12 protein-coding genes and 2 other RNA genes are annotated in these 18669 nt (G+C 52.5%); all 14 read right to left on the bottom strand.

The window, feature by feature from the left end; translation table 11 throughout:
- Window positions 1-68: 68 nt before the first annotated feature.
- Entirely contained in the window at window positions 69-1319 is a 1251-nt protein-coding gene (gene chrA / locus M3P21_RS12145; RefSeq protein ID WP_249710283.1) for a chromate efflux transporter, read from the bottom strand.
- Window positions 1316-2131, bottom strand: coding sequence for a chromate resistance protein ChrB domain-containing protein (locus tag M3P21_RS12140; protein ID WP_249710282.1), 816 nt, complete (start codon window positions 2129-2131; stop codon window positions 1316-1318). Before M3P21_RS12140 ends, chrA begins: the two co-directional genes overlap by 4 nt.
- A 135-nt stretch (window positions 2132-2266) precedes the next feature.
- Window positions 2267-2698 carry an ester cyclase gene (locus tag M3P21_RS12135; protein WP_249710281.1) on the bottom strand — a complete coding sequence of 144 codons (432 nt, stop codon included), beginning with the start codon at window positions 2696-2698 and terminating at the stop codon, window positions 2267-2269.
- A 96-nt stretch (window positions 2699-2794) separates the two neighbouring features.
- Window positions 2795-3137: a transfer-messenger RNA gene (gene ssrA / locus M3P21_RS12130) on the bottom strand.
- A 60-nt stretch (window positions 3138-3197) separates the two neighbouring features.
- Window positions 3198-6029, bottom strand: a complete 2832-nt coding sequence (locus M3P21_RS12125) for a type I restriction endonuclease subunit R (RefSeq protein ID WP_249710280.1) — start codon at window positions 6027-6029, stop codon at window positions 3198-3200.
- A complete protein-coding gene (locus M3P21_RS12120) occupies window positions 6026-6676 on the bottom strand; it encodes an abortive infection family protein (protein ID WP_249710279.1) in 651 nt (216 codons plus the stop codon). Before M3P21_RS12120 ends, M3P21_RS12125 begins: the two co-directional genes overlap by 4 nt.
- A 26-nt stretch (window positions 6677-6702) precedes the next feature.
- A complete protein-coding gene (locus M3P21_RS12115) occupies window positions 6703-8946 on the bottom strand; it encodes a type I restriction-modification system subunit M (RefSeq protein WP_249710278.1) in 2244 nt (747 codons plus the stop codon).
- 243 nt (window positions 8947-9189) lie between these two features.
- Window positions 9190-9542: a transfer-messenger RNA gene (gene ssrA, locus M3P21_RS12110) on the bottom strand.
- A 4-nt stretch (window positions 9543-9546) separates the two neighbouring features.
- Complete coding sequence (gmtX, locus tag M3P21_RS12105; protein ID WP_249710277.1) at window positions 9547-10227, bottom strand: gamma-mobile-trio protein GmtX; 681 nt, start codon at window positions 10225-10227, stop codon at window positions 9547-9549.
- The gene (locus M3P21_RS12100) at window positions 10220-12148 is read right to left on the bottom strand and encodes an AAA family ATPase (RefSeq protein ID WP_249710276.1); all 1929 of its coding nucleotides are present in this window, start codon (window positions 12146-12148) and stop codon (window positions 10220-10222) included. Before M3P21_RS12100 ends, gmtX begins: the two co-directional genes overlap by 8 nt.
- 167 nt (window positions 12149-12315) lie before the next feature.
- Window positions 12316-12744 carry a VPA1267 family protein gene (locus M3P21_RS12095; protein WP_249710275.1) on the bottom strand — a complete coding sequence of 143 codons (429 nt, stop codon included), beginning with the start codon at window positions 12742-12744 and terminating at the stop codon, window positions 12316-12318.
- 13 nt (window positions 12745-12757) lie between these two features.
- Window positions 12758-15868, bottom strand: coding sequence for a VPA1269 family protein (locus M3P21_RS12090; protein WP_249710274.1), 3111 nt, complete (start codon window positions 15866-15868; stop codon window positions 12758-12760).
- Complete coding sequence (locus M3P21_RS12085; RefSeq protein WP_249710273.1) at window positions 15861-17261, bottom strand: tyrosine-type recombinase/integrase; 1401 nt, start codon at window positions 17259-17261, stop codon at window positions 15861-15863. The genes M3P21_RS12090 and M3P21_RS12085 overlap by 8 nt, the downstream gene beginning before the upstream one ends.
- 769 nt (window positions 17262-18030) lie before the next feature.
- Complete coding sequence (locus tag M3P21_RS12080; RefSeq protein ID WP_249710272.1) at window positions 18031-18669, bottom strand: TenA family protein; 639 nt, start codon at window positions 18667-18669, stop codon at window positions 18031-18033.

The following is an 18669-nucleotide window of genomic DNA, read 5'->3' as shown; positions in this document are numbered from 1 at the left end:
CCGAATGGTGTTACGCCCAACATACGGGATTCGGAGGGAAACAAAAGGGCAGGCGGTCCATTAACGCGTCAAACAAAGTGGCTTGCAGCCCCGGCCAGCGCGAGCATCGCCAACGTGCGTCCCAATCCCTGTTTCAGCGCCCACATCACGACCATCGCCGTGCAGATCATCGCCGCCGCGCGCGGGTTGAAACTGGTCGGATCGGGCAGGGGCAGGCGGAGAACGCCCGACCCTTGCTGCGTGACGGTTCCAAAAAGCACGTGCAGCGCAAACCAGATCGACAGGTTCAGGATCACACCGACCACCGCCGCGCTGATGGCGCGCAACGCCGCCGCCAGCCGGGGCTGTGCGGCGATCCGGTCCAGATAGGGGGCGGCCAGAAAAATCCACAGGAAACACGGCGCGAATGTGGCCCAGAGCGCAACCAGCCCGGCCACCAGCGCCAGCCCGGCACCGCCCTGGATCTGGCCGGTCAGCATGGCCACGAACTGGGTGACCAAGATCAGCGGGCCGGGCGTGGTCTCGGCCAGACCCAGCGCGTCGATCATCTGCGCGGTGGTGATCCAGTTATGTTCCTGCACCACGGCCTGGGTCATATAGGCCAGCACGGCATAGGCCCCGCCAAAGGTGACCACCGCAAGCTTCGCGAAGAACCAGCCGATCTCGGCCAGCAGGGTCTGCCCACCAAGGCTGAGGGCAATCAGCGGCAACAACCAGATCGCCGACCACGTCAGAACGGTCCGAAGCGGGCGCGCCCTTGGCCTGTGCGGCGGCTCGGGCAGGGGGTCGGCTCTGGCGGTCAGCAGCCCCCAGCAGGCGGCAGTGGCGATGATCAGCGGGAAGGGCAGGTTGAGTGCAAAGAGCGCCACGAATCCAAGCCCGGCGATAATGTAATCCGTTTTGCCTGACAGCGCCCTTCGCGCCAGGTTGCGCAGCGCCTGCAGCACGATCACCACCACCGCCGCTTTGACCCCCAGAAAGACCGACTGCACCAGCGGCAGATCGCCATAAGCCGCATAAAGTCCGACAAGACAGGCAATGATAGCTGCCCCCGGCAGCACGAAAAGCAGCCCGGCCAGCAGCCCGCCCGGCACGCCGCGCAACCGCCAGCCGCAATAGGTGGCAAGCTGCATCGCTTCGGGCCCCGGCAACAGCATGCAGAGCGAGAGCGCGCGCAGAAAGCTGCGTTCTTCCAGCCAGGGGCGCTCTTCGACCAACTCGCGCTCCATCAGCGCGATCTGTGCTGCCGGGCCACCAAATGAGAGCAGCCCGATCCAGCCAAAGACACGGGCCATCTCGGCAATTGAGGGTGGTGTCATGACCGGCGATCCGCAGCGTGTTCGTGGCCTTCGCCATGACCATCGCGCGCCCAGCGATAAAGCGCGTCATAAAGCGCCATGCCTGCCTCAAGCTGCTGGTGATCGTCGCGGTACTGGCGCGACAGGCCCACCGACAGGGCCAGCAGCCCGGCCGCCTCGGGTGCGAGGTTGTGTTGGTTGGTGTCGGCCCCGCGCACCACGGTTGCGAGACGGTCCAGCGCCTCGGTGCGCAGCTGAAATTCGTCCAGCATGGTGTCGAAGGTGCAGTTGGGACCGCGATGGCCCCAGAACGCGCCCCCGACGTCAAACGGCGTCGCGTCATAGCGCTCGGCAACGCCGGCGACCTCGGCGGGGGCCACGAACAGGAACCGCGCCTGTGCGTCGACGAAGCGGCGGATAAGCCAAGGGCAGGCAATGCGGTCGATCTTGGGGCGATGACGGGTCACCCAGAGGGTGCTACCCTCCACCGGCAGCGGGAGTTTCCCGGCAGGCAGACGCGGCGCGTCATCGTGATCGCGCCAGGCGAACATGCCCCCCTTGAGGTATTCAGTGGCCAGGCCGTCATTGCGCAGCCAGGCCGCAAGCCCCTGGCTCAGCTTCAGACCCTTCTGGCAAACGATGACGCAAGGGCGCCCGTTCAGGCGGCGCTTCAACCCCTCGATGTCGCTGTGATCGTGGCGGATCGCGCCGGGGATCAGGAACGGATCGGCCTCGAAATCCGGGTCGATACAAATATCCACGATCACCGGCGCTTGCGGTGTGCCGATCAGGCGCAGCAGTTGCGGGACTGTGATCTCATTGGGTGCAGCCATGGCATGAATCCTTGCGGTTCTGGAAACATGCGAAACTTGAGCTGACGCCTCACGGGGCGCTCGCCTGCCCCCTGCGCATAGCAAAGGGTAATCCGGCCGTCCTTGTCAAGCGATCCGACCGCTGCTGCCCCGTCCTCAGGCCCAGTCGAGTTGCTGTCCGGTCATGCAGACCGGCAGCGTATCGGGGGGGAACTGTCCCAATTGTTCGAAGAAAGAGACGAAGTCGAACTGGTTATAGGCTTCGACCACCTTGTCATCCTTGAACCGGGCCATCACCTGACCGGTCACTTCGATCGGGGCACCATTGTCGGCCCGCGAGGTATTTACATGCAGGATCGCCGCCACCCAGTCGCCGTTTTCGATGGTCTTGGGCATGTCCACGCGAATCTCTCCGACATGGAAGCGGAACGCGGTGACCAGATCGCGGAAATCGTCGGCCCCCACCTGCATCTCGGGAATGATCCCCTCGGCCGCGGTTCCGGGGTCGAAGAACCGCTCGATCGCATCCAGATCGCCCTGCACCCAGACCTGATCATACCATTGTTTCAAGATATCTGATTTTGTCATCTTCACCTCCAGCGCGCTGTCACTGTGAAACCAAGTGGTGAACAAAATCTGAATCGGAGCGCAATTTGTGCGCACGGGGGTCAATATGTATGAGGAAATGCAGGTTTCTGTTGCCAGGTACCTGCGAACCCCGCCTTACGCGGCTAGGCGCAAGGGCTTAAGTTTCGGTTTGGTTACTGCTTACGCAGCAACGGCAACCGGAGCACGATTGTCATTTGCAATTGTACTGTTCGGGCCGATACGGTGGCACCCCGCCGAGACAAAGCTAACCCCTTTAGACGTCCGTCGATCCTGTTTCGACCCCATGATCCTCAAATGAAGGATGTTTGGTGGAGTCGCCGGGTACCGCCCCCTTATGACTCCCAAAATGTTTACTGATTGATTGATTGCCGTTAAAAATATAGTAAATGGATACGGTAAAATCTCGTATTTTTACCGCAAATCGGGCGAGTAGTTTACCGCAATGGCTTTAGGTAAATCTATTTGCAACACTGGGTGCTTAGTCCACTCCGTCGATAAAAGTCCCAACGAAGGCCTTGATTTTCTCTATCACCCGATCTGCAACGCCGCGGCGTTCGCGTAGGGAAGGGCGCTTCTCCATGATCCCGATGACATCGTCGCGCATCGGTGTTTTTTCGGTGAAAAGGTAGATTCCAATGACCTTTTCAAGGCCTTCTTTCTTCAAACCCTCGTCTTCACTGAGGCTTGTGATGGCTTCCTGCTTCCTGGCCTGCCAGTAGCTATCAAACTCCTCGCCAACATCGGCGCCGGCCGGGAGGTCAGGGAAGTGCTGCGAGATAAAGCGTTCAATGAGCTCTTTTTTGCTTCGGAGCTGCGCCTCGGTGTCGAGCACATCCATGATGCTCTTGCGAGCCCTCGCCTGATCCGCAGGATTCTTGTTCTGCATGTCGCGAAGCAGATTGATGATGTAACTTACGTTGATCTTGTCACGGCTGATGAGTTCGACCTCGAAGTCAAGGTCGTCAAGGATCGAGACCTTCTCTTTCTCTTTTTCACCACGGACTTTGTCGTAGAGGTCGAGATATTTGCTCCGGAAATCTGCGAAGGTCTGTTCGTCCAAGGATAGGATGGAGAAGTCGAATTGCGTGAAACAATCCAGCACATTCTTCACCCGGATCACTTCACGGAAGGTCTGCACGAACGCCGCTTCGTCTTCTTCAGTGAGAAGGTCGTCAACGCTTTCGACGGTCGGAGTGATAGCAAAGAGTTTTGCCACTGCCTCCTCAAATTTCTTCACATAATCCTCGTATGGTGCGAGTATAATTTCTTCCTGCGCGTCCTTATTAGCGAAGAGCTCAATAGCTTTGTCGGTCGCCGGTTTCAGGTTCCGAAAGACAACCACGTTCCCTTGGGACTTCTTTGCGCCCATGGTTCGGTTGGTGCGGGAATAGGCCTGCAACAGCCCATGATACTTGAGGTTCTTATCGACGTAGATCGTGTTGAGCGGTTTACTATCGAATCCGGTAAGGAACATGTTCACAACAAGCAGAATATCAACCTGACGCGCTTTCACGCGTTTTCCGACATCCTTGTAGTAGTTGTAGAAGAGCTTGCTGTCTTTGGTAGAGTAGTTGGTGCCATACATCGCGTTGTAGTCCGCTATGTACTCGTCCAGCTTCTCCCGACTGTGCTTATTTATTGGACGGCTCTCATCGGGCAAGTCGTCCGCATCACCAAGCCCGTCAGCGTCGGCGTCTTCTTCGTTTGTTTGGTAGGAAAAGATCGTCGCAATCTTGAGGTTGTGCTCTCCATCTTCCTTCTTCGCCTTGAAAAGATCGTAGTAGGCGATGAGGCTTTTCACGTTTGAGACACACATTATGGCAGTGAACTCACGGCCGTGCGTTTTTCGTTCGTGGTTTGCGATGATGTAGTCGGTGATTTTTTCCAAGCGGGCAGGAGCCTCCATGACCTCAGCCGTGTCGATGGCTTCTACCTCGATGTCTTCGACTTCATTCTTCCGTTTCACCGTTCGAATATACTCGACTGAAAACTTCAGAACATTTTCATCTCTGATCGCGTCAGTGATCACGTAACTATGCAGTTTGTCGCCAAAGAGGGTTTTTGTAGTGCGCTTTCCAAACACATTTTTGGATGCATTCTTGTCGAAGATCGGCGTCCCGGTGAAACCGAACATTTGAACGTTATCAAAATAGTCTGTGATCCGCTTGTGGGTCTCTCCGAACTGGCTGCGGTGACATTCATCAAAGATGAACACCATGCGCTTGTCTTTGAGACCTTCCATAACTTTGAGGTGACGCTCTTTACTGATAGCAGTGTTGAGCTTCTGAAGGGTCGTCACAATGAGCGGGGTGTCGTCGGCAAACTGATCCACCAGCTTCCTAGTGTTGTTCGTCGCGTCAACGCTACCTTCTTGGAAGCTGTTGAACTCCTTGATCGTTTGAAAGTCCAAATCCTTGCGGTCAACAACGAATACCACTTTATGCACGTGTTTGCTTTGCGTCAGAATTTGCGCGGCCTTGAAGGATGTGAGTGTCTTCCCGGATCCGGTTGTGTGCCAGATGTAGCCGTTCTTGGTCGTGTTCACGACGCGCTCAACAATCGCTTCAACAGCGTAGAATTGGTAGGGGCGTAGCGCCATAAGCAGCTGATCGCTTTCATGGAGCACGATGTATTTCGTGATCAACTTCGAGAGTTGGCATTTCTCTAAGAAGGCCTCAGCAAACTCGCTGAGCTGCGCGATCTTTTTGTTGTCTTCTCCGGCCCAGAAAAAGGTTTGCTTGAAATCGCGCCGGTGCACCGGGTTGTTGGCGTAGTACTTCGTATTGACCCCATTACTGATGACAAAAAGCTGGATGAAATCAAAGAGTCGGTATCCAGCTGAGAAGCTGTGCCGATGGTAGCGGTTGGTTTGATTGAAAGCCTCTTTCATCTCGAGGCCTCGGCGCTTGAGCTCGATCTGTACGAGGGGCAGACCGTTAACTAGCAAAGTTACATCATAGCGGTTCGTATACTTGCCGGTCATCGTGACTTGATGCGTTACCTGGTACTGGTTTTTGCACCATTGGATTTGGTTGATGAGCTGGATGTGACCGGTGGTTCCATCGTCGCGGGTATAGTCCACCATATCGCGAAGGGTTTTTGCTTTCTCGTAGATGTTTCCGCGTGAAAGTTTGTTGAGTATCTGCCGAAACTCAAGATCAGAAAGCAACACTCTGTTGTGCTTCTCCAGCTGACGCTTCAGGTTCTCCAACAAGTCCTGCTCGCCGGCAATGGTCACCTTGTCCCAGCCCAAGATTTCAAGCTGAGCGATTAATGCGTCTTCTAGCTGTTGTTCTGATTGAGGTGTCATTCGTCATCCGGATTAAGTTCTAAATTGTAGTCACTCAGTAAAATCTCATAGGTCTCAAACTCTTGGTTGAAGAGCGCATGGCTGTAGCGCACCTTGCCAGGAAGGGCGTGCTGGTCGTCAAGGTACTCATTGAATTCAGGATTGTCCTCGTATTCGAGAACAGGCTCAGCAAGTGTATCCAGCCGCCGCAGCATGTAGGTGCAAATATTGTCGGTGATCCCGATTATTAGTTCGGCAAAATCCGCGTCGTTTACCTGTTCTTTGAGCGAAGCGCGGCCATGTCCGATATCACCGTGATCGTTTCGCAGCTCACCGATATACTGGATTGCTGTGCCGAAGCGGTTGCACAGGGCTGCATCGGAAAACCCGCGCCCCTTCTGGAGCTCTTGAAGTGCTCGCTTGAAGACGGTTTGAAACGGCTCGGATTTGTTCCCGCCGTTCCTGTCCTGCTTTACCAAACCGTTCAATGGTTCTTGGTTGAGGAGGTGCAGGGAAAGTTTGGAAATGCCTTCTATGAGAGCCTTACAGGTCTCAATCGAGATATCAGGCTTCTCGTCGATATAGCCTTCCACAAGGTCGAGGTGACTGTGGTAATATTCCAGCCGGTGACGCTTGATCCGGTGGATTTCATGTTTCAATTTATCCATAGGGTAGGGTGCAACTACTATTCTTGTCAGAGATTTTTGCTGACCAAATCGATTTTTGTGTCAATACAACTGAGGAATTCAGCAATCCGCTTTTGTTCGTCAACATGCGGGAGCAGCAGGGAAATTTTCTCAAGGTTTCCCTTAGAAATACCTAGAACAGAAATGCCTTGCGCGACACGCATAATTTGTCGCCTGGCTTCAGCACTGCGAAGCAGATAGCCCGGAAAACCTACAACTAACTCTGTGGTATTCGGCCGCGCAATATAGGTGTGCAGGCCTGCGACCAAAGGAGTCTCGTCAGGTTCTATTATCTCAATCGCCTTTCCTATGTCGGCGTGGTCTTCTGATGCGTCTGCTATGACCACATCGCCTTTTAGACAGAAATCCTCGGGCCGAAAGTCCTCAGTGCTTGATCCGATGATAAAAGGAACTTCCTCGTCGCCTTGCTTAAAATTCGCTCGGAACTTTGTGTGGATATCGCCATAGTGAATGTTTTGAACCTCTCCCTCTGGATCGGCACTCAACTTTTCGCGGGGAAGGCTATTTGTTCTCACCCACGTAAAAAGGCTACCAAATAACACAGGTTTCCAATCGGGGTAGGGGGCACCGGCACCCGTTTTGAAACGGATCTCCTGGGAGAATATCCCTTGCATGCAAGCCTTCTTGTAAGCCTCGAGAAGTGGAACATTGACACCGCTCGGAGGGTCAATTTCCAATTCGCTGGAATGTTCTTCAAGAGATCGATTAACCGTCTCAAGCTCGGACGATGACCGTCGAAGCTCGCGAGTTACATCAGAAACGTCGATGATTCTTTCTTCTTCGAACGGATATACGTATCTAGAAATATTTAGATTATAGCCGTTCTCTGCGACTTCTGAGAGAGGTGCAACATAAGCATATTTCTCAGAAGTTTCACGCTTCTCGTAGGCCTGAACAATATTTTCGACGAGCCTGTCTGTCAGGAAATTTTGGTTCCCACGCTTGTCAAATTCTGCACTTGCGTCGATGAACAATATGTCTTCGTCGTGTATTCTGCACTTCTTCAGAACCAAGATGCATGCGGGAATGGATGTTCCATAGAAAAGGTTTGATGGGAGTCCGATGACTGCATCAAGGTAGTTTTGTTCTTTAATGATGTACTCGCGGATGATACCTTCAGCGGCTCCACGATAGAGAGCACCGTGGGGAAGAACGACCGCTGCCGTGCCATTGTCTGCGAGCTGGTGGATCATATGTTGAACAAAAGCAAAGTCGGCTTTCGAGCTGGGGGCTAAACGCCCGTACTGACTGAAGCGGTCGTCCGTTTCGTGAAGAGGATTATCTCCGCTTTTCCATTTGGCTGAAAAGGGTGGGTTGGCAACCACTGCTTCGAATCGCTCTTCGAGATGCATGGGCTCTTCAAGTGTGTCCTCTTGGCGGATGTCGAATTGAGAAAAATGCACACCGTGCAGGATCATGTTCATACGTGCGAGGTTGTAGGTGGTGCGGTTGAGTTCTTGCCCTGCAAATTCTCCAACCTCGGCTTCCTTGGCGATCCTGAGAAGCAAGGAGCCCGACCCACATGCCGGGTCGTATGCGTTCTTGATACGGCTTTTCCCCAAGGTAACGATCTTTGCCAAGACACGAGAAACTTGTTGTGGGGTATAGAACTCGCCGGCTTTTTTCCCAGCTCCGGACGCAAACTGTCCGATAAGGTATTCATAAGCGTCCCCGAGAACGTCTGCGTCCACCTGTCCAAGTTGGAAGTCAATTTTTTCCAGGTGAGCAAGAACCTTGGCAATCAGTTTGTTCCGAGCTGAAGGGCTGCGACCAAGTTTAGTGCTGGCAAGGTCGATGTCTTCGAAGAGCTTGTTGAAGTCGTCTTCGCTCTCGTTACCCATCGTGCTTTGCTCAATGGCGTTGAGAATTTCCTGAAGATCATCGAGGATAAAGTTCCCAACTTCCTCCTCATCCTCCTCATCAATTTTAATGTTCCCTTTCGCTGTGATCGCGGTGAACAGCTCTCCAGGGTGAAGAAAATACCCTAGCTTCTCAAGGGATTCCTCTTTGATCGCCTCGAGGTCTTCCTCGTAGGTTACATCTTGATAGTTTTTGACGTCTTCGGTCTCGAGGAGCTTGTTCGCAAACAGGAGCTGTTTCTCGGAGAGGTACTTGTAGAAGATGAAACCAAGGATGTAGTCACGGAACTCGTCCGCATCCATCTTCCCGCGAAGCTCGTTCGCGATCTTCCAGAGCTGGCTTTCAAGGCGCTGTTTTTGGGCTTCGGTCATTGTTGTTCATGTTACATCTTAATGGGGAGTGTCCGTTAAGATGTTATTCAGCAAAGTGATTTTCGCATCAAAATGTGCTGAAGGTCTCGCGCGAATCTGCCCGGTTGCTCGTTAAGCTCGACGCTAAACAATAGCTCCTTCTTTGGCTATACCATTCGAGCGAGATATTTTGGGCCTGCCTAAATACAAGTCCACCGGGGTCAGACAAACAGTCTTCAACGTACGGTGTGATAGGTGGCTGAAAGTGCAGGCTTCTGTTGCCAGGTGCCTACGAACCCCGCCTTACGCGGCTAGGCGCAAGGGCTTAAGTTTCGGTCTTGCTACTGCTTACGCAGCAACTGCAACCGGAGCACGATTGTCATTTGCAATTGTACTGTTTTCGCCGATAACGGTGGCAGACAGCCGAGACAAAGCTAACTTCTTTAGACGTCCGTCGACCCTAATTCAGCCCCTCAATGCCCTTCAAATGAAAGGGTTTTTGGTGGAGCTGGGGGGAATCGCACCCCCGTCCGGCCCGCTTATTACAAGCGCCTTTATGTCCATAGTCCCGAGGGACGCTACAGATATAGGCTGTATACACTGCCAATTTCAAGTGCCATATCAGTCTTCGAGCACATTCATGATCGCGGCAACGAAACCAGTTGCCTGAAGTGGGCGGCGGCCCTTGAAAATTTCCCCATCCCGAAGGTCGTAGCCTTCGTTGTAGAGTGTAGTTTCAAGAAACTCTCGGATGGACGCTCTTTCCTCCTGTGTAAGTCCAAGCTTCGCCTGATCTGCAATCTGTGCACTCGTGACTTGGGACTTACTCGCTGCAAAATCGGCGGCTTTGAATTCCTTCAGGAAGGCATCAAGGATACGAATGTCTGATTTAAGCTGTTGGTTTTCTAGAAAAATATCGCGGATCGTGGAGCGGTGCTTGGGGCTGGTGACAGCGTCGAGGACAGTATTCATTGCCTGGTCGGCTGTTGAATTACCTGATGTCTTTTTCCGCTTTCCCGGTGACGCCGTGTGAGCTGCTTTCAATTTTTTGACGAGCAGCTTTAGCCCTGAACTATTGTTGTAGATTGTCTGTGCGCTTGGTTCTCCAAATTGGTCTAAGCATCGACGAGCTAATCCAGAAGTTGTGATTGTGTCGCCGTGCTCCAGCATTTTGTTACCAACCGTCCAGACATTCTCTAAGCATCTGAGACTTCTTGGGTCAGTAGTCTCTTCTTTTATGGTCGTGTAGTAAGCAAGTGCGGTCCTGTACTCGGCTGTTTCAGCGTTTAATTTGTCAGTCATCGAGACACCTTCCGATGTGATAGTCCATTGCTGTTTGCCGGCGGTTAGCAGCTGTTTGACCCTCAATGGCAACCCTTAGCACCTCGAAATCGCCAATCAGAACAACCTGCTCAGTTGCACGAGTTATTGCGGTGTAAATCATTGATCTATCAACGAATTTACTTTTGCTAAGATTGAAGATAGGCACGATGACACGGCGCCATTGAGAACCTTGAGATTTGTGGACCGTTAGGCAGTAGGCGAGGTCGATATTGTCAGCATCCGACCAGGTCAGATCAACCTCTTCACCATCAAACTCCGCCAACTCAGGTTCTAGTAGGCGGCCAAGAGAGCCATTACGAAGACCTCTTTCGAGATCTGTTTTGAGGTAAACTATAGGATCTCCGACCCTGATATCCGGCCTGTTCAACATGGTTGGGCGACCCGGCTTCAGATCTGAGAAATAGTTGTTGAGCTCGATAACACCGCCTGCATGCTTTTTGACCGGACAGATGATCTGAATATCGTCCCGCTCAGTTCCAGCCTGAACAAATTGACGCCCGATATTCTTGATGATTTCCGGGGCGTCTTCTGGTGCTGCATCAAAGAAGGTAACACCTTCGCCTGTACCAGTAAAACCAAGAAGGTTTGGGGTGATGCCGTCCCGCACGCCCTCCGCAATAGTTGGAATGCCTGAACTTGCTGACTGTCTGTGAACACGATCAAGGGTGACCGAGCGGATCTCATCGTCTCGCATTAAGTCATTGAAGGGGGTGCCAAAACCGATAGGTGGTAATTGTGCGGGGTCTCCCGTAAGGACTATCTGTGCATCGCCCGAAGCCCGGATAACACGATACATGTCGGACAGATCAACCATACTGGCCTCATCGATAACGATCATATGCGAAGAATTCAGTTCGGTTCCCTGATGGTCTTTGATGAACTTATAGATGGTGGAGGCTGGGAACCCTGTGGCCTCTGTAATCCTCTTTGCCGCCCTGCCTGCTAATGCCATCAGGTGAACCGTTCGGCCATTCGCTACGGCCACATTGCATACACCTTTCAAGACGCTTGTCTTGCCACTGCCGGCATAGCCACCCAACTGGCAAAATGGGTGATTGATTGCGGTTTCGATTGCTCTTCGTTGCGGGGATGTGAAGGGGAACCCCTGTGCCCGCTCTATTGGCTTGAGAATGCCGTCAACAACGTTAGACCCAACCTCGGCCCTAAAAAGGTCTCCCTGCGCCTGAGAGAGCCTGAGAGCGCGTCTAGCGAGCACTCTTTCCATGACGCCAGCACCGATTGGCTGGTATCCTCCCGCAATCAGGATTGCCCCCATGTGTTCGACCGATGCGTCTAGCGCCTCTTCTATTAACTCATCAGAGCGAAGAAGAGTCCTCAAACGCGCCTTCAGGGTGTTCTCCGGTGTCCAAGTGTGCCCACGCTCTAGCCGAGTGTACAACACGGCTTCTACAGCCGCTGTGAGCCTCCTCGTGTCATTACCTTTGACACCCATTGCCAAGCCGAGTTCGTCAACTTTTGGCCAGCTAAGCCAGGAGACCAGAAGGTATGGGTTTTCCCTAAGAGCCTCAACGCCGCGGGATCCCCAGGCACGAACAATTATTCGACCAACCCACCTACTAATTCCGATTTCGTCTAGGTAGAGTGCTAGACTGGCTTGTTCGAGCTTCTGCGGATAAATTGAGCAAAGGACCGCGGCGACTTCAAGCGGTAATAAACCATTGAGGCGTTTGTCTTTGCTGATGATCGCAGCGTGAAGATCCAATCCAAATGCTTTGACCAGTTTTCCAGCGCGAGCGCTACCTATTCCGACAAAGTCAGGATCTTCACGGAGGAAGGTAGCGTAGTTCAGGTTTCTGATTTGCTCAGATGACGACCCTCCAAACCCAAAGCCACGCTTTGTTTCCGTATCCGCATCCACACTCTCGCATTTAGACGTATCAGACCCCGTTCTCGCATCAACTGGGCCGTGTCCTCGCTCCTTCGTCGCTGCGGGCCGCGCCAACCCAGTTGACACTCCCCCGGCGCCAGATAAGTCACTTGCTGCGAGGGTGGCGCGGCTCCGAAACCAAAGCTCATAACCTGGCTTCATGGCTGTTCTCCAAGGTTCACTCGGCGACCCCTTGGAATTATTTCATCGAGAATTGTGTTTCGAGACTTCAGTTGCGCTTTGAGTTCAGCGTTCTCAGCGGCAAGCGTGGACACACGTTCTCTCAGTCGCTTGATTTCCTGATCTCTGGGGTCTGGGCCAACAGGCGCTCGTTTCTCTTGTTGATCGCTGGATCCAGTTGAAGCAGATACTGGCGCAAGAATGTCCTCCGCGATCAATTTCTTCTCCGCTTTAGCTAAGGCAGATTTTAAAAGATCGTTGGTTGAGAAGGCCGACCTGGCAAACCCACATTCCGTTGAGATCTCGCTTCGATTCAGCTGGCCTCTTCGGATGTATTCAGACCAGTCTTCCTTTGCTTTTCGTTCTGCGATCCACGCGTTGAAACGATCAACGCTTTCCTGCTTCATCTGCGCTGTACTCTTAGTCACCGCTAGCGACCTCCAATAGACTTATGGTTCTAGTCAGTAGTGATGGCGTAGGGATCGCGTCACCGACTGCTATTTCAAAATCACCAATCAGTCCTAATTCGAGGAGAGATTGCTCACCAGACATCAGGCTGTTTAGAGCTTCTCGTCCGACAGATTTGGTCAAAAGGTCGGTGAGCTTGTTAGCTGCTGTCTGGGCCTCGTCGTCTGAGAGATGTAGGAAGAGGGGCTTCAACCCGTTCCGCTGAGCCATTTGCTCCAAAAGCAACTGCTTCCTGAAGCGAGCTGAAGAAACTGGAATGTGCGGAAAGAACTCGAAGGACTGTGCCGCGAACTCTACCAGCTCCCAAGACTTGGTTTCTTCAAGTACAATCTGTAGCTCGTCTGCACTCATTGAAGTCAGCATTGCGTGAGAAGATTGCTCGGAACTAGCTCTGTTTTTGTTATCACTTTTGAGCTGCTTGGATGCGTAAAACCTTTCAAGGCGCGTTCCGAGAGATGTGACCTTGTCGGTCAGCTCATCCTCAATCTTCTTTAACTGCTCACCAAGTATTTTGGCTTTTCGGGTATTTCCTGAGTTGCGCTGCTCATCAACCTTCTCGAGAATTTTTTCGCGTTCAGCAGATCGCTCTCGAATGACATATAAAAGGTTGTTGAACATGGTCGCCTGCCCAACCAAAAAATCTGGCCCGGTCAGCCAAAACCTACATTGAGAGCAGTTAAAACCATCAGGAACAATAGCTCCGAAGACCGGCTTTCCATTCTCAGAATGCCCATTCAAACGGCCCGAACTACAATTGGAACGACCAACCGGGCACACCCCATCAATATCAAAGCTCCAGAAACCCGGCTCTGACTCAAGCAGAGTTCTCTTTCCTGGCGATCCCTCAGACTGGTTTTCGAGAAAGCGGTCTGACATTTCTTCGAGTTTATCGAAGAAGTCTTCTTCGGAAACAGATCTCATATTTTCATAGGCTAAGTCTAACTTGTCGCGAATAGCGCCTGGATTCAGCTTAGTGTAGTACAGCGTCATGATAAGCTGGGCATGGCCGGAAACAAACTCCGAGATCACATGAATTGGAACGCCATGCTCAATAAAGTTTGTGATTCCGGAGACTCTCAGGCTGTGCAGTGTATACAGAGGGTGGGGTTCTGCTCTGCGACCCTTCTTCCCTGTCCAACGAACCAATTGCACCGACTGACCTAGCTTTTCGAGGCGGTTTTGAACTTCCAGACAAACATGCCCCCAAAATGCTGTTATTTTTGCGCTGGTTATAGGCAGAAGTTTGTTCGTCGCACTTGTCGCATCACGGAACAAGAAGGTGTACTTGGGCTGGTTAGGAAGGGTTGAGTTAACCCTCTGACTTTTGTCTTTGAGCTCAGATCGAGCAAGCATTGCGGGAACAGGATTATTATTGATCTGCCAATCCCGCAGTCGATGAAGTTGCTTAATCAATCGCTCTTCACACCATGGGATTTCATACCCAGTTTCTAGCTCTCCAGACTGTTTCACAGCTGTTTTGTTGGTGTTGATAAAGAACCCGACAAAGCTATCGGAACCCAGACGGCCAGGGAATGTTCGAAGACAACCAACTTCGCGACCCTTTTGAGCAAGCGGATGCCTGTTTTTCACAAGTTCTCCGTCAGTATCAACGAGGAACTCGTCGGCCTCCCCAGAATCCAGTAAGCAGGCCTGGAGTGTTCGAATAGGAAGGGTCAAAAGCGTCAGAAGTGCAGTTGCAACGACGGGGCACCAGACATCTTCTCGTTCGCCGCGGCCTGTATATATGCTTCTGATGTGCTGATTTTTGAATGATTTCGGAAAGGCAAAATCATCCTCTGTGATGACCTCGATTGCCATTTGGATGATTTCTGAGGGGAGGGGATTTTTGTTGCTCTTCCCACGATTTGTGGAGCTCGAAAAGAAACGTTGCGAGTCGGATTCATGCACTGGGTTCAGAAAGGCAGCGTCTGGCTCTTCGTATCTGTATTCCTTTTCTACGTGGGCAAAGAACTGATGCAGGGCGGTCGTCGTTTTGTACGAGGGCTCTTGCGCTACGTTGTCCTCCAGCCAACTAATAAAGTTTGGCTCTTCTGAGTAATTAACTTCCGCAATATCCTGCCGATGCACCAAGCGGGGGTTCAGTATCTCCTTTGAGTTTTCGCGGAGAAAACTGACAAAATGAGTGATGGCGTTGACCTTTCCATCGAGTTTTTTGTCAGAAACATTAGCAAGCCATTGCGTTGCCATTTCCTGCCAAGTCGCCCACTCCGGAGCGCCGCCTTTGGATGCGTCTGTCAGCCACCAAAAATCAGTATCAGTAAGCTTCCTTTTCACAACATAGGCGTCTCGGGTAAGTGCTGGAGCAAAGTAGTTGGGGTCTTGCTCCCTAGCAACGCTGGCAATCGCCTCTAACGTTTTGTTGTACAAAGACGTTCTATTTGTCGGTAAGGCCTTTACGAAAGGGGTGTGATAGTATGATTTGCAGAACTCTTCGGTCAGTTGAGAGGCTTGCTTCATATCTGTGTAGTTGAAAAAAGACGCTGCTACAGAATTAAGCCTCCCATCAGTCCAGCCAGAGAACGCTTGGTCGACGCTATCCGCAAGTTGAGTGTCCCGCCTAATTGTTGGATTGTATGGATGCCATTTGAGCTGACCGCGGCGTGTCATAGGAAGCAACACCAGTGTTTTGCCTAACGCCTCATCCAAAAATTTCCGAATAGATTGGTTTGATCTATACAACGCTGCCTTGGTTTTGGAATTGGCCTGTTCTTCCACAATTGCTTCGAAAAACGCTTGAACCTCCTTGATTGACAATAGCTCGCAGAGTTCAGCGATACTCTCCCACTTCCAGCCCGTGTAAAGATCATGTTGTCGGGTTTTAGCTGATGAATTGACTTGTTTATTTTCTTTTCCTGCTCTGAGGTTAGCATTGTAAAGTGCCGTTTCGGCTCTCTCATTTTCACCTTCCTTGCTCCATTTAAGGAATAGCGACCTCCAGCGACCGAGATCTTCCTTCACCCAAACTTGGGTTTCGGATGTGTTCACCCTCACTCCGTCGAAGACTTCCACCTTCAGGGTCGAGTACTTGTACTGCTCAGTCATTAAGGTGATCCTTCCCAAACCCTAGATTTTGTTCAGTGAACACACCAGATGGATCACTTTTATACTGGGCCATCAGCAGTTTGCCTTCCATGCCGACTTCCTGATCGGTCCTTTCCGGATTAGTCTTGGACATCATCGCGGTATGGGCTTGCCGCAACGCGTCATTGATCTTTAGGGGGGTGGGCCGCGTGTAGACCAGTTGAGACGTGATGCTCATATGGTGCATGCACTGCTGAATGATTACGGGTGATAACTTCATGTCCATGAGGCTCTGGCCGTAGTAGTGGCGGCAGCCATGGGGATTTGTCCCAAAGTCCATTCTAGGCTCTAAGCCTATGGTCTTTACAGATTCGGTGAATTGCTTTGACAGGGCTGCCGGCGTCCATGGCTGCCCGTAATTGTCGCGGTCAAGTGATATGAACAGATACGGGTGGTCGAGATCGTCTGGTAGAACCAAGCTTCTATATTCGTTGAACAATCTAAAAAACAGATCCTCCCACTTTGGAAGAAAGTGGCACTCGCTCCTTTCGTTAGAAGCGTCGGTAATCAGCAGGTTCTTCCATCCTACTTTTTGGTTTCCTCGCATCTTGCGGCGTGAAACACGGCCGAATTCCTTCATGAGGTATTCCTGCCGCGTCAGATTGGGGCCTGAGTGCTTTTTGTGAACGCCATCCTCAGGGTGGTATAGGTAAACCGTCTTCTTAGTCGGCCAGACATCCTCCACAAAGAGGTGAAACAACTCTGACTTTCTGAGGCCCGCGCCCGCCATCAGTGCAATCGCCATCATGAGATTGATGTTGTACTGACTGGCCAGTGTTCTCCGACCGTTTTGGTCATAGAACTCCGGTACTGACCTTTTTCTTTTGCAACCAGTCCAGATCAGCTCATTGAGCTTATCCTCGGGAAACTCAACTGCACGCTGTGATTTTCGTAGGACGAGTGAAGAATTCGGCCGAGTTCCCTGATTTTTCTGGGTGGGCGCCGCAGTGTGATAAAGCAGCGACCGGCTTTGTCGCTGTTCAGTTTTTCGTGCCTGCCTTGCCGCGTTGTAGAAAGATGTCGCCCTAAGAGCGCTATCAGAGTGGAAATCTTCAAGCTTTTCGACAAAGCTTTTCAAATATGTCCGTGACTGGCTATACACTTGCTTCGACACTGGTTTCCAATACAGGCCAAAAGGGTCAGAACCATCCTGCTGGATCGTTCCGTAGCGAAGCGAAGTTAAGTACCCATTGATCAGCCGATTAGCTTGGGTTGGATCCGTAGGCGCCAGATATTGCTGCGCCTTATAGTAGTCGAAGAATTTGCCGATGGTTCGAGCCGCAGCACTTTTCCAAGAGGAGCTTTTGTCCTCATAGGGATATTCTGTAAGGAAGCGCCATGCATCTGCCAGCACTAGCCCGTCCTCCGGAGGAATTAGAATCGCCGGAGTTGGCCTTCCCGCCAACTGGCGAGAAGGTATGTTTCTAATAAGATGAAACCTGAATCCGCCACTCAAACCCTAACCGCCCCCTCAATGTTAGGTAAATGGTAAGTGGGTAGTAAATACGTGTCAAGAACGTAGGAAGGACCAAAAGCATTTTTGGCTTTTCGGGGGAAAAGCGATCAGCAGGCCGTTTTGGGTAACTTTCTCCGGGTAGCTATAAGCCCCCGGGTCCGATCCGTTTATTACGAGCGCGTTTATGTCCATAGTTCCCGAGGGAACAGAGTGAATATAAGCGTATGTCCTGGGGATGCAAACCCCTGAGATGGCAGAGCGCGCAGGAAAATTCAGGTATGCCGTGACAGGGCTCTCAGCTTTGTGATCCCTGCACTTGTAAGGCGAATCGGGGCCATTTATGGTGTTGCCAGGAACAATAAGGTCAACTCAGGATAGATTGTTGCCCAGATGTCATCAAATTGCGACCAAACCCTGATGCTCAACCTATGCGCTCTTTTTCCAGGGCGTATTTGCGGTTACTGTCTTGTGGCCGGTAAGTCTTAGGGGGACGAGGTCCATGGTCTTGCCGCGCCGCGAACCGGTGCGGCGGCACAGTCCTAACCGGCAATCGAAGTAAAGACCTGACCTGCGTCGGCTTTGCCGCGCAGGTCGTTCTTATTTACGCCTATCGGGTGTCAGGACCGCCTGGCGCCCGGATGTTGCGATCCTCCATACCTGCGCCGGGCTAAGCCGCATAGGCGCTGTCAAAAAAAGCGCGCTCCAGCGCGACGGCGCGGGTGAAAAGCCGGGTGACTTCAGCCTGCGCTTCGGGTGACAGGCCGGGCCAGACCTGATCCAGTTGATCGCGCAGATAGGCCACGACCGCCTCGAACCCATCGCCCGCATGCAGGGTAATCCATTCTGCGAACCAGAAGGGCAGGTCAGCGGCGGGCGGGTTCACCGGCGTCGCCCAGTCCAGATAGATCCACTCCGCGACGATCAGAACCGCCAGCATGTTCTCATACCGCCCCGAGGCGGCGGCCTCGGCCATCAGGTTCTGGAACTCGTGGGTGACCGGGGCCAGATCATCGGTGGGGTCGACGCCCAGTGCGTCCAGGCTGCGCAGGAAATAGGTGTTCTCGGGGCCGGTGATGATCGCCAGAAACTGCGCTGCCGGTACGGAATCAGCCAGGCTGGGGGCATGGGCGATGGCGCTGGCCAGCAGGCGCACGAAGCCGTCCACGAACTGATAATCCTGCTGCAGATACCAGCGCATCTTGTCCAGCGGCAGCGTGCCGTCGGACAGCTCGCGGCAAAAGGCGTGGGTTGTGGCGGCCTGCCAATCCCCGGCCACGCTCTGTTTCAACTGCTCGGTGGGGCGCAT

The organism is Ruegeria spongiae (assembly GCF_023502395.1).
Classification (GTDB): domain Bacteria; phylum Pseudomonadota; class Alphaproteobacteria; order Rhodobacterales; family Rhodobacteraceae; genus Ruegeria_C; species Ruegeria_C spongiae.
Note: the sequence above shows the minus strand (reverse complement) of the source record. Positions and strands in the feature narration are given on the sequence as shown.

Bases quoted from the DNA above. Each gene is read 5' to 3' on its own strand.
- chrA (WP_249710283.1), bottom strand. From the start codon at position 1,319: ATGACACCACCCTCAATTGCCGAGATGGCCCGTGTCTTTGGCTGGATC.
- M3P21_RS12140 (WP_249710282.1), bottom strand. From the start codon at position 2,131: ATGGCTGCACCCAATGAGATCACAGTCCCGCAACTGCTGCGCCTGATC.
- M3P21_RS12135 (WP_249710281.1), bottom strand. From the start codon at position 2,698: ATGACAAAATCAGATATCTTGAAACAATGGTATGATCAGGTCTGGGTG.
- M3P21_RS12125 (WP_249710280.1), bottom strand. From the start codon at position 6,029: ATGACACCTCAATCAGAACAACAGCTAGAAGACGCATTAATCGCTCAG.
- M3P21_RS12120 (WP_249710279.1), bottom strand. From the start codon at position 6,676: ATGGATAAATTGAAACATGAAATCCACCGGATCAAGCGTCACCGGCTG.
- M3P21_RS12115 (WP_249710278.1), bottom strand. From the start codon at position 8,946: ATGACCGAAGCCCAAAAACAGCGCCTTGAAAGCCAGCTCTGGAAGATC.
- gmtX (WP_249710277.1), bottom strand. From the start codon at position 10,227: ATGACTGACAAATTAAACGCTGAAACAGCCGAGTACAGGACCGCACTT.
- M3P21_RS12095 (WP_249710275.1), bottom strand. From the start codon at position 12,744: ATGAAGCAGGAAAGCGTTGATCGTTTCAACGCGTGGATCGCAGAACGA.
- M3P21_RS12090 (WP_249710274.1), bottom strand. From the start codon at position 15,868: ATGACTGAGCAGTACAAGTACTCGACCCTGAAGGTGGAAGTCTTCGAC.
- M3P21_RS12080 (WP_249710272.1), bottom strand. From the start codon at position 18,669: ATGCGCCCCACCGAGCAGTTGAAACAGAGCGTGGCCGGGGATTGGCAG.